This is a genomic window from Cyanobium sp. Lug-B, from assembly GCF_024345635.1.
GTDB lineage: Bacteria > Cyanobacteriota > Cyanobacteriia > PCC-6307 > Cyanobiaceae > Cyanobium > Cyanobium minutissimum.
Map to the genome: position 1 here is coordinate 1 of NZ_JAGQBM010000083.1, position 10,705 is coordinate 10,705.

A 10,705-nucleotide genomic window follows, 5' to 3' on the forward strand; every position below is an offset into this window, starting at 1 on the left:
CCACGACCACCAGCGGCAGGCGGGGCTCTGAGGCCCACCAGCGCCAGAACGCACCGGCGCCACCGTCCAGGTCGATCAGCACCGCCACGGGCGGCTCTAGGCGGTAGCGGGCCGCGATCCGTTCGGCCACCTCGCGGGGCACCCGCAGCCAGAACGACCGGGCCGAAACCTTGAGCGGGTGTTCGTACTTCTGGAGCTTTGGATCCCCGAAACCCTTCCACTCCAGCTGGCCGTCCTTCCGGCTCTGCCGGGGCGCGTCGGGCTTGAAGCACCCCCACTGCATGGGCGCCCAGTCGGCCAAGGGGTCGAGGCCGGAGCACCACCAGCCGCCAGCAGCGGCGACGGCCTCAAGGGGCTGCAGCAGGCGGGAGACGGCGCCGGTGGCGTACTGGGTGGCATGGCCGCCCAGCTGCTCCAGCCGATCGCCGGCGAGGGCCTGCAGAGCGTCGGCACCGGCGAGGGTGACGACGTTGGCGGCAGCCAGGGCCGGGTGGCAGGCGGACCCGTTGACCCACTCGGCCAGGTGCCGTGCGTCGGTGGTTTCAGTGCCGTGCGCAACGTCCCAGGCGCTGCCGGTGATCAGCGTGGTCGCCATCACTGCACCCCCCCGGCGAGGGAGGCCAGCAGGGCGGCTTCGAGCGGGTCGCGCCAGCGATGTTGCGGCAGGTGTTCAGTCCGGCCGGTGCGCTCGCTGTAGACCGTCGCCAGACCGTCGTCGCGGAACTGGAGCAGGCGGTAGCCCGCTACCCATAGCCCCTTGCGGCTGCGAACCTCCACCGCTGGTGCTTGTGGCGCGGAGGCAGTTGGATTACACTGCAGAAGCTCGCCTGCATAGGCGTCTGCCAGGGCTAGCCCCCCGGCAGATCTAGCAAAGATCATGGAACCTACGGGTTTCGTGGTTCCGACCCCACCCGCCTGAGAAACGAAGGGATCGGAAAGGATTTCAACAGCACACCCTATTCAGGGCAGGCCCCGAGCAATCGGGGTCTTTTTTTGGCCGCTAGACGGTCATCGTGCGACCTCTGGGGGGATCCCTGGAAGGTGAGCGCAGATCGCCTGTTTGATGAGTTGGGAGATCGTCAGGCCACGCTGGTGAGCAGCGGCACGGAGGTGATCGTCGAGCTCATCGCTCACCCGGAAGGCGCGAACCCTTAGCGGGCGAGGGGGCATGGCTGTTTCCATGCCCGGAGTATTACGCGCTGCTCAGATAGGCGCAAGCGGTTCCGAACAGGCGTGCTACGGCCTCAAGAGAATCAGCCACCTTCCTGCCCCTCGGCCCGTTCAGCGGCGAGGCCCCGGAGCAGCAGGTGACGGGCCAGCTGGGAGCGGTGAACCTGCATGTCGTTGGCGATGCCCTCCAGCTCGACGTAGACCGCCTCGGGCAGCTTCAGGCCCAAGTGCCGCATGGGCTGGCCTGGTTTCCGGTGATCGACGAGGGCGACCATGGGGGTGTGAGCAATGGTTCCCCCAAGTGTTCCGGGGTTCTTCTTCGACTTATCGGGCGAAGGTGCCGGCACCCTGAGGCAGCAGTTGTCCGCCCGTGTTCAGCCTCGACGTCCGTGCCGGGCGGCTCACCATCGCCCTAGCGATCGACTGGGAGCGGCCGGAACCGGACGACGGGCCACCCTCGCCCGTGCCGCACCTGCAGCCGCTGGAGCCGCTGCTGATCGACGACGACGGCGACGACGTGGAGGATGGCGGCCTGGGGTTCAGGGGCTAGAGCCTGCTCAACCTTCTCGGGCTTGGTGCCGCGTTCCTTGCAGGCGGCAGGGTCCTCGGCGTAACGCTCAAGACGCCGGCGGATTCCGTCGCGGGTGCTGTGGTAGTTGGTAGGCTTTCCAAAGAGGCGGTCCGCTTCCTTGAAATCCTTTGATCTGCGGTCGCCGTGCCTATCGGGGGGCCCCCTTTAGGCGTGTGCTGGTTCCGGCCGCCGCCGGGCTTTTGTTGCACCTCCCGATCCAGCGCCGCCTGCGCCTCCACCCACGGGCCGCCGGGGATCTTGCATCTGAACGCCCCGCACGGTTTCTATACCGAACCAGACCGCTAATCAGGGCCGCTATCTGACACTTAGACGCCGGATGCAGCGATCTGAGGCCCGTTATGCTGTCCAGCCCTGTAGACGCATAGGGTAGAAAGCCCGTCAGCACTGGGGCGGCGCCATGCCGCGTAACTATGTGATCGGCAGAGGGGCCGACATTCTGGCCAGGCGCATAGGCGCATAAGACGACTCAGGACGTCTCCAGCTCCACCACAAAAAAGCCCCAGCCGAAGCTGGGGCCCGTTGACCATCACTCCATCTAGTCCGACAGGTGGCCGTAGTCCTCCAGCTCCTGGGTTACTTCGTCGTAGCGGACAACGCCTTCTCTGGGGTCCTCGAAGTCGAGAACCGTGGCGACCAACTGAATCCAGTAGGTGGCCTCTGGGACGTCAAGCTCGGTGGCCTCAAAACGAGGGCAGAGGTTGAAGCTGGCGGCCTCTGCCACCTCGCGGCGGTCGTAGACCTCGTTCAGGAAAGCCTTTTGCCGGCGTGACAGGCGGCGGTCAGCGATCCAGCTCTCAATGACATCCTCGATGGTTTGCGTGGGCATGTATGCAGCGGCCAGGGGCCGGGCGAATGTTGAGTTGACAGCGAACACGGCTACCAATGGCGCCGGGGTTAATCGCTGGTACAACCATACCACCATCTCAAGCCGACTCAAGACGTCTCCAGCTCCTCGGCCAGGGCCAGCACCTTCCCCAGCAGCTCCCCGTAGCGGACGGCCAGGGCATCCCGCTCCGACGACCCGACCGGGTGGCTGCTCACCTCGATGCCCAAGGCCTCCAGCCGCTGGCGAAGCACGGCCAGGCGATGGTGGCGGGGGTCCTGTTCTGGCATGGCTCAGGCCGTCCCGAGATGGCTAGGGATGCCGTCTCGGGACGGTTCTAGACGGCTCAGGGCAACGGGCCTCCTCTGCTCTCGGCCAGGTCGTCAGCGATGACGTCTCGCGCTTCCCGTAGGGAATAAACGCCGCAAAGGGCGATCTCCTCCTCAGGGCGCCAGACGTTCCACCCGCGAGGGCCTGGGAGCGCCTCGACGTAGTAACCCCGGTGCCTGTAGCCACGGGGCGCGTGCTGGATCTTGTGCATGATGCGGTCGATGTGATGGGCTGCCGGTTGCCCCCTCGGTGATGACGGGGGAGCGGCGTACCGGCGGACGCTGGTGGATCTCTGACGAGTCACCCGTCGCGTTGCGCTGCGATGCAGCGGGATCTGCGGCCCATCACGGCGCAGTCCAGCCCATACGGACCGAGAAAATCGTAACCCGTTCTGGCCGCCTCAATCCGTCTCAGGACGGCTCCAGCGTCCAGCAGTTGCGGCCATGTTTCCGTGCCACGACCCGACCACGGGTGACGACCGGGCCACCAGGGCGGGCACCCAGCAGCCAGCTCACCTCGGCCGTGGTCAGCGGCAGACCCGTGGTCAGCGCCAGCCGCCCCGCCTTGAGACGGCTCAGGGCGTCCTGAGCCATGGCGTCCTCCTCCTCGGGCAGGGGCGTCGGTTCGGTGTCCTGAGACGGCTCAGGATGCCTCAGGGGTGCCAAGGCGCCTTCCAGCTGGGCGAGGGTTGCACCCTGCTGTAGGCGGGCGTGCAGGGCATCGAGGGCGCCCACCTGCTGCTGGCTCAGGAAGGAGACCGGCGACCGGCTGCCATCAACGCGCACCTTGCCCGGCTCGATGCCGGCGATCCTCACCAGCTTGAACGCGGTACTTCTCGGGACGGCGCGGGACTCCCACCACGCAGACAGCTGCATCCCATCCGGGACGGCCAGAGACGTCTCAGGCATGGCAGGCGGGCGAGGGTGGGGGTGCCGGCCAAGGGTGCCAGGACGTCCTGAGACGTGCCACCAAGGGCAACCGTCAGGCGGATGCAGGGAGGTTCAGGACGATCAGCAGCTGCTGGGGGCTACGGCTGGACGATCAGGTCAGGAGTCTTCTTGCTCTTCGGTTTGAGCCGCGAGAGTTGACAGAGCAGTTGCGATGTCGCCAACTGCATCCTCGACGCGCTCGATCCTGGCTTCGACGCGCTCGACTCCAGAGCCGATGCGACTGACCTCAGTCGCAATAGCGCTGACTTGAGATCCTTGTTCCCGGACTCCAGCTCCGATGCAACCAAGGCGAGCCGCCTGTTCGTTGAGCTGATCTTGCGTCTTAATTCTGTCTCTGTTACTACGTTGTTGTCCATAAAACGAGACTAGCGCGATCGCTGTTAGCAGTCCCGCCACCGTAGACGACTTGACTATCTCAGGCGAGTTCTCTTGGTAAGCCCTGGCAATCGGGATCAGCGGCGGCAGAAGGGCGGCAAGGAGAGGCCAGCATCTCCCACCTTCTCGATCCAAAAGCCAGTTCCAGCAGCGCCAGAGCCCGATAGCACCCCCGCCGACCAGTCCCGCAGTGACCAGCCATGGCCAATTGAAGGACAGCCAGCGAAGGAGCAAAGCCCAGCTCTCAGCAGCACTCTGGGCCTCTTGGACGGATTCCACCCCAAGCAACACCACGCGGCCCGCAACCCCGGCAGGGTGGCGCACCGGCAGCAGCCGGGCCAGAGGCGGGGACGATCGCGCCGGGGGAGGGGTCAGCAGCAGGCGGCCACCATGCTGATGAGCTCGATCTTGCGGTGCCGCTTGCTGGTGACGCCCGCGAGGGGCCTCAGGCGGCTGACGGGCAGGGCCTCCAGCTCGGCGGCCAGCACGGCCAGGGGATGCACGGCTGGGGCTGGGGCAGGAGCCGCCGGCACCACTCGGCAGGCTGATCCTGCGGCGGCTGGTGGCTGCTGTGGCACCGCTGCAGGGTGCGCAGCACGGCGGCGGATGGCGCGGGCCACGGTGAGCACCAGCGCCACCAGGGCGACGGTGAGCACCAGCACGGCTTCGGCCACCTCGAGGGCGACCGCCAGCAGCACCGTGATGGTGTCGGGTTTCGTGTTCATTGTTTCCAGGGGCGAAGGATTCGGCGGCCGGCGCATCGCTTCCAGCGCAGCGGCCACCAGGGAGCCCCCGGCGTGATCGTCGTCCGATTCGGTTGTCGAGGTTCGATTCTTCGGGCGTCTCACCCATGCCGGACCCCACCGCCGGGTCTTTCGTCAGTGCCTGCTGGTGGCCGGGTGCCGATCCTGCTGCGGTGGGGGCGCCGTAGCGCTTGGGGTGTCGTTCCTGGCGATCACGCGGCGCGTTCGGCCTGCCTGATCTCCACCCATCCTAGCAACATCTCACCGATTCGCTACCACGCGAGACGACGGAATCACCCGGTCACGGGTGTCTGCCTGGCGGGCGGCACGGCGGGCCTGAGCACTGGCCAGCGGCGATAGATCCACTTCGGGCACGCCGGGCAGATCATCCTCACGGTGAAGGATCGGGCGGGTGAAGGTGGGCACGGTGTCTAAGGCAGTTGCCTCAGCTTTCCCGCCTTGGCAGCGATCAACCCTCAGCACCCTCCAGCAGCCCCGGCAGGGCGGCGAATCCTGCCTGCAGGGTGAGCAGGGCAGCACGCAACCGGGCGGCCTCAGCAGCCACAGCAGGGGCCAGCGGCAGGGTCTGCAGCTCGCTGACCGACACCTCCAGATCCTGCAGGGCCTCGACGCCGTGGGCAGCCAGATCAGCGGCCAGCTCGGCGGCGTATTCGGTGGTGGTGGTTTCGGAGAACATGATCGGGGGAATCAGGACAGCGGAAGAATAGCCTACCCGTCAACGATTAGCGGTCCTAAAGTACAACAAACACCGCTAAGAATTGGCAACAGCAACGGGTCGAGGCCTGAGCAAGAAAACGGCGCCCCCCAAAAAGCCACCTCTGGGGGGCGCCACTCAACACAACAACTCCATCATGTCAGACAAAGAAAAAGCGGAGAGGGTGCAACGGTCCTCCCCGCCCATGACTGTTTCTGAACCTCGCCCACCCTTAGTCTGCCGGAGCCAATCAGTCATCGCGATGCTGCAGGGTCTGCACCCAGTTGCCGCTCGGTGGAGGGCTGGCAGGCGGCGCCATGCTGACGCTCGTGTAGTTGACAGTAGGCGCAGGCGGTGGCAGGAACAGGCCGCAGAGCTTCGCGGTTGCGTTGACGCATCCGAGCGCGACGCTCAGATCGCCTTGGTGTATGGCCTTCATCTGAATCAGAGAGAGAGAGCTGAGCAGTTGCGCCAGGATCTCCTTCCTATCGATCGAATCGAAATCGGCCACCAGGCAGGCTCTGGCATCTGCAATGAGGCGGTCCGTTGTGCGGGGTGCCATCCCCCATTTCTCCGCAGCAAACTGCAACACGTCCCTGCGGGTGGCACCCTTTACAAACATGCGGGCCACCTGATTGGCCCGGTCGAGGCGGGTGATCTCTGACCCCCGCTTACCGCCGCCGGATTTCGTCACCCCTGGCCCCCGCCGGGCATCCCGCCGCCGAAGCCGTGCTGAAACAGCTCGGTCGGGGTCATGGCCTTGAGCTCCTGTTCGGTGAAGGTCCGGGGGGCCGGCTGCTGTCGCTGCATCTCGGCCAGGCGCTCGCGCTCGCGCTTGGCGTCGTTGTATTCGGTGGAAAAGGCGTAGTTGATTAATACAGAATCGGGCAGCTCGGCGATCTCCTGTTTGGTCAGGTCACGATCGACCGGCAACCCAAGGCCGTATTTATCAGCGCGCTGGCCGGGGCGGTACTTCTTCTCAGTCATGGGAGGAGGGTGGTGGGGACGGTGGGCCGGCTCAATACCGGCGAGGGGACGGAGGGAGCTGTTCGATCAGCGCGGTGACGCCGATCTCCAGGACGTGCCGCAAAACGTTGGCCGGTCTGCACCGGTGGTGCAGTGCCAGCGCCTCGACCTGCGCCAGCAGCGCCGGCGGCAGCCTGATGCTGGTGTGCAGCATCCGCTCGCCAGGCGTCGGTGGGGCACAGGGGAGCACGAATTGAGCGCAGCTGCTTCAGTGTTCCGGTCTGTGCGCTTGCCGTCCCCCGCGTAGCGCACAGAGCACAATTACCCCTTCGGGCTGCCGTTCGGCTGCTTCCCAAACTGCGGCCAGATTCGCTCGACCCTGTGCTCCGGTTCGCCGTAGCGGGGCCACCGGCCCTCGACTCGAAGGATGGCCTCAGCGGATCGCCGCAGGCTGCTGACAACGTGACGATCGAAGGTGGAATCGTGGCGGCGGCAGAACCCCTCGATCACCTCGACAACCTCAGCGGGCAGGGTGATCGTGCGCGTCACGGTCGGCTCAGGCTTGAGCCGGAGGCGGCTGCCGGGGCTGGCGGGGGCCTTGGGGAGACGGGCGGGCATGGTCAGAGGGCAGCGGGGTCATCGATGGCCAACTCGCGCTTGAGCTCCTGATAGCGATAGTGCGCAGCTCTGGCCGCCATCGGGAAGGGATGGCCGCAGTCAAGGCCTACCTGTCGTTCACCGTGCTGCTGGATCGCCTGGTGCAGGGCTGCCAGACCCTCGCGGCTCATCGGGTACACGTCGCTGCAGGTCATGGGATCAGTGGGTTCTGGCCCAGCCTTCCGGCGACTGGCACACCTGGGGGCGAGTCTCAACAAGGACAGAGCTTCAGGGGCCTGATCTTGGACACGAATCCCACGATGAGACGGGAAACGGGCCGTTTTCGGCGGAGATGAGACGTTTGGATCGTGGCTGCAGCTGGGGTGACTGGCACACCAGCGCCGGCGTAACTGCCTTCTTCGACAGGTTGGCGGCAGGCGATCAGGCGGCCTCCGGCGCTGCCTCCAGGTCGGCGAGGGCCTGCTTCTGCAGGCGGTCGGCCTCGGCCATCACGGCGGCGTGCAGGTGGCCGCTCAGCAACGAATCCACGGCGCTGGCGATGGCTTCGTTCCGCTCGATCGGGCGGCCCAGTGCCCGGCGGGCCTCACGGCGCAGGTGGCCCCGGCGGGTCTGGATGGTGCAGAGCAGCCCGCCCAGCTCGGCAATCTCCGCCTTGAGCACCGCCACCTTCTGTTCGTCGATCTTCTCGGCGGCCAGCAGGCGGGCCCTGGTGCTGCGCTGCTTGCCCAGCCGCAGCCGGGCCTCGATGAACACGGCGTTGAGGCCGGCGGCGTCGAGGCTGAGCAGCTCGGCGGCGGTGGTGGGCAACGGCATCGGCGGCCGCTTCGGGGCGGTGACCTTCCGGGGCGTCGGCTTCGAGGGGGCTGGGGCGGTCGTCATGGCGGTGGCGGTGGTGATGGGCTGGCGCGGTTCCCTTACTTAGTAGGGGGATTTTTGGGACAGGGAAGCCGCCCAGGCGGCGGGCAGCTGCTCCGGCGTGACGCCGGCCGGCAAGGGTTCGGGCACCACGCGATAGCGCCATGCACGGCCGTCACCCTCGCGGCTGCGCTTCGCTTCGAGGCGATAGCCAGCCAGCGCCAGCAGGGCCCGCAATGTGGTGGTTGCGCGCTTGCCGGGGCTCACCCCCAGCACCTGCCGGAGGCTGCCCCCGTGGGCAGTGGCGAGGGCCTGCAGCGCCAGCAGCTCGGGATCCTCTGCGGTGAACCAGTCGCGACGGTTCAGCCAGGTGAGCACCCCCATGGCGTCGGCGGCGGTGACCTTCGGGCCGATCGTTTCGCGGCACAGATCCGGGGCCCAGCTGCGGCGACCGCTGGCGAGGCTGGCGGCGATGGCCTGATCGTGACGGGCCACCAGCGGGCGGGCTTCAAGGTTCTGGAGGATCCACCCGAAGCGGTGCCGGCGGTGCTGGCGGTTGCGGTGCGCCTCCAGCAGCTCGGGCGTCGGTGGAGCAGCACCTAGGCCCCAGGCTTCGGCGACCCGGTACCGGGCCAGCCGGGCGGCCTCGGCGGGTGATTGCTTCCGCTTGCGCTCCAGCTCGCGGGCTTCGGCAGCAGTGAGCGGTTCGGCGGCGATCACGGCGGCATCATCGGCAGCCTGGGCGGCGGCGGCGATCTGCTCCAGCTCGGCGGCGATCTGCTGGGCCTCGGCCTCGGCCTCGGGGGAGAGGGCGCCGGCCTCGATCACCCGGTAACCCTCTCGCTCCAGCAGGGCCCGCACGGTGGAGCCATAGGCCAGGGCCTTGCGGTTGGTGGCCGCCGCCAGCTGGGCCCAGAGGGGCAGCCACGGGCCGATGGTGCCGGCGGCCAGATCCACGGTCCCGGCTAGCTGGGCGGCGATGGCGGCGCCGTGCTGGGCCTGATGGGTGAGCAGCTGCTGGGCCTCGAAGCTCCCCGAACCCACCCGCAGTTCATCGCCTGGGCTGCGATCGGGTGCGAACAGGTGGCGGGGGCAATCGTCCCGAACACGGGCGGCGGCCTGGGCGACGGCTTCGGGGTCGGTGGTGCCGCCGGCCATAACGAGCACGGCCTCAAAGTGCCCCCGGAGGGTGACGGACAGGCCAGCCGCCACAGCTGGGGTTGCGATGACGACTGGGTAGCGGGCGGCGATTCCGTTTGGGTCAGAGGCCAGGCGGTAGGCGTCGTGGTTGGGATCGGCCACGGTTTTGCTGTCCACCACCAGCACCGGAACACCGGGCCAGTGCTTTGCGGTCAGCTCGGCCAGATTCTTGGCGCCGTTGGGACCATCCTTTGCGGTGGTGGCGATCCAGAGGCGGCGGCGGCGGCGCAGCTGCGCCACCAGCTCCCGGCGCCAGCTGGCGCGGCTGGGATGCGCCACCAGCTCCCGGCCGACTGCAGGGCGGTGGTCTGATCCGATCAGCAGGACAGGGGAACCGGTGGCGGTTTTGAGGGCTTCGAGCACCGGTTCGGACAGCTGCGCGTCGGCGGCGATCACCTGGGCGGCACCGGCCAGCAGCTGGGACAGGTTGGCCAGCGCCTCCGGGCGGCGGTGGGCAATGGCGGTGCCGGTGGTGAACAGGGCATGGGCCAGCAGCTGGGCGGCCTCATCGATCACCACGACGGCGCCGGCCCAGTCGGCAGGGTTGAAGCGGACAGCGGATCGCCCCACCAGAGAGTCGATGCACAGGGCGATGCCTTGCTGACGGAGATCGGAACCGGGCAGGGCGTCATCACCCCAGGGCAGGCCCAGCCGATCGGCCAGCGCAGCGCCCAGGCTGCGGCGGTGGGTCAGCAGCACCACCCGCACACCAGTGGCCAGCAAGGGGGCGACGGCTGCGGCGATGGCCTCGGTCTTGCCGCTGCCCATCGCTCCAGAGATAGCCACCAGGCGGGCCTCTGACGGGGCAGGGATCGGCGCGACGTCGCCCAGGTAGGAGCCGGCCGGCGCCACGATGTCAGCGGCCCGCAGGCGGGGCAGCACGGGCAGCGGTGCCGGTGGTGCCAGCACGGCCGCCAGCTGCTCCCAGGTGCCGCCGTTGGCGAGGTGATCATCGGGGCCCTTGCCGTGGGTGCCGGGGACGGTGCCGATCAGGGCCTCGCGGGCACCGGCTCGAAGCAGCAGCCGGGCCAGGCGCCGGGCGGCCTTGGGTTCGGCGGGGTCGGGGCGGCTGCTGTGATCGAACAGAATCCAGACAGCACGGCCAGCCAAGGGCACCGCCGCCAGATCGGACAGCAGGGCGGGGCGGCCGTCCGGGCCCTTCGGGGCGCCGTTCCAGATGCCAGGCAGGGCGACGGCAGGCACGCCAGCGGAGAGGAGGGCGGCGGCTTTCTTCGCGCCTTCCACGACCACCAGCGGCAGGCGGGGCTCTGAGGCCCACCAGCGCCAGAACGCACCGGCGCCACCGTCCAGGTCGATCAGCACCGCCACGGGCGGCTCTAGGCGGTAGCGGGCCGCGATCCGTTCGGC

16 protein-coding genes and 1 pseudogene are annotated in these 10,705 nt (G+C 68.0%); 2 read left to right on the top strand and 15 right to left on the bottom strand.

Going from position 1 to position 10,705, the window contains the following annotated elements; all coding sequences use genetic code 11:
• From KBY81_RS15025 to KBY81_RS15035, 3 genes and pseudogenes are all read right to left on the bottom strand, one after another.
• A pseudogene (locus KBY81_RS15025) lies at positions 1-595 on the bottom strand (hypothetical protein); the annotation flags it as partial.
• A complete protein-coding gene (locus KBY81_RS15030) occupies positions 595-777 on the bottom strand; it encodes a hypothetical protein (protein ID WP_254976932.1) in 183 nt (60 codons plus the stop codon). The gene KBY81_RS15030 and the pseudogene KBY81_RS15025, both read right to left, overlap by 1 nt.
• Before the next feature lie 476 nt (positions 778-1,253).
• Positions 1,254-1,406 (bottom strand): hypothetical protein, encoded by a 153-nt coding sequence (locus KBY81_RS15035; protein ID WP_254976933.1) that lies wholly within the window; start codon positions 1,404-1,406, stop codon positions 1,254-1,256.
• A 134-nt stretch (positions 1,407-1,540) separates the two neighbouring features.
• On the opposite strand from KBY81_RS15035, the gene KBY81_RS15040 reads away from it, so the two are divergent.
• Positions 1,541-1,720 carry a hypothetical protein gene (locus KBY81_RS15040; protein WP_254976934.1) on the top strand — a complete coding sequence of 60 codons (180 nt, stop codon included), beginning with the start codon at positions 1,541-1,543 and terminating at the stop codon, positions 1,718-1,720.
• Positions 1,721-2,297: 577 nt separating this feature from the next.
• Here the strand turns inward: KBY81_RS15040 and KBY81_RS15045 are convergent.
• From KBY81_RS15045 to KBY81_RS15095, 11 genes are all read right to left on the bottom strand, one after another.
• Entirely contained in the window at positions 2,298-2,636 is a 339-nt protein-coding gene (locus KBY81_RS15045) for a hypothetical protein (RefSeq protein WP_254976935.1), read from the bottom strand.
• 59 nt (positions 2,637-2,695) lie between these two features.
• Positions 2,696-2,875, bottom strand: coding sequence for a hypothetical protein (locus KBY81_RS15050; RefSeq protein WP_254976936.1), 180 nt, complete (start codon positions 2,873-2,875; stop codon positions 2,696-2,698).
• A gap of 450 nt (positions 2,876-3,325) precedes the next feature.
• The gene (locus KBY81_RS15055; RefSeq protein WP_254976937.1) at positions 3,326-3,790 is read right to left on the bottom strand and encodes a hypothetical protein; all 465 of its coding nucleotides are present in this window, start codon (positions 3,788-3,790) and stop codon (positions 3,326-3,328) included.
• Between the two features lie 821 nt (positions 3,791-4,611).
• On the bottom strand, positions 4,612-4,965 hold the full coding sequence (locus KBY81_RS15060; protein ID WP_254976938.1) for a hypothetical protein: 354 nt from the start codon (positions 4,963-4,965) through the stop codon (positions 4,612-4,614).
• A gap of 487 nt (positions 4,966-5,452) precedes the next feature.
• Complete coding sequence (locus KBY81_RS15065; RefSeq protein ID WP_254976939.1) at positions 5,453-5,680, bottom strand: hypothetical protein; 228 nt, start codon at positions 5,678-5,680, stop codon at positions 5,453-5,455.
• Between the two features lie 268 nt (positions 5,681-5,948).
• Positions 5,949-6,392: a hypothetical protein gene (locus KBY81_RS15070; protein WP_254976940.1), complete on the bottom strand. Its 444-nt coding sequence runs from the start codon at positions 6,390-6,392 to the stop codon at positions 5,949-5,951.
• On the bottom strand, positions 6,389-6,685 hold the full coding sequence (locus tag KBY81_RS15075) for a hypothetical protein (RefSeq protein WP_254976941.1): 297 nt from the start codon (positions 6,683-6,685) through the stop codon (positions 6,389-6,391). Before KBY81_RS15075 ends, KBY81_RS15070 begins: the two co-directional genes overlap by 4 nt.
• Positions 6,686-6,716: 31 nt before the next feature.
• Complete coding sequence (locus KBY81_RS15080) at positions 6,717-6,878, bottom strand: hypothetical protein (protein ID WP_254976942.1); 162 nt, start codon at positions 6,876-6,878, stop codon at positions 6,717-6,719.
• 107 nt (positions 6,879-6,985) lie between these two features.
• The gene (locus KBY81_RS15085; RefSeq protein ID WP_254976943.1) at positions 6,986-7,282 is read right to left on the bottom strand and encodes a hypothetical protein; all 297 of its coding nucleotides are present in this window, start codon (positions 7,280-7,282) and stop codon (positions 6,986-6,988) included.
• Positions 7,283-7,284: 2 nt separating this feature from the next.
• Complete coding sequence (locus tag KBY81_RS15090) at positions 7,285-7,476, bottom strand: hypothetical protein (RefSeq protein WP_254976944.1); 192 nt, start codon at positions 7,474-7,476, stop codon at positions 7,285-7,287.
• 226 nt (positions 7,477-7,702) lie between these two features.
• Positions 7,703-8,089 (bottom strand): hypothetical protein, encoded by a 387-nt coding sequence (locus tag KBY81_RS15095; RefSeq protein WP_254976945.1) that lies wholly within the window; start codon positions 8,087-8,089, stop codon positions 7,703-7,705.
• Between KBY81_RS15095 and KBY81_RS15100 the strand changes: the two genes are divergently transcribed.
• Entirely contained in the window at positions 8,079-8,204 is a 126-nt protein-coding gene (locus tag KBY81_RS15100) for a hypothetical protein (protein WP_254976946.1), read from the top strand. The two genes, KBY81_RS15095 and KBY81_RS15100, sit on opposite strands and share 11 nt — an antisense overlap.
• Here the strand turns inward: KBY81_RS15100 and KBY81_RS15105 are convergent.
• A partial coding sequence (locus tag KBY81_RS15105) for a plasmid replication protein, CyRepA1 family (RefSeq protein WP_254976947.1) occupies positions 8,201-10,705 on the bottom strand: 2,505 nt, incomplete at its 5' end. The two genes, KBY81_RS15100 and KBY81_RS15105, sit on opposite strands and share 4 nt — an antisense overlap.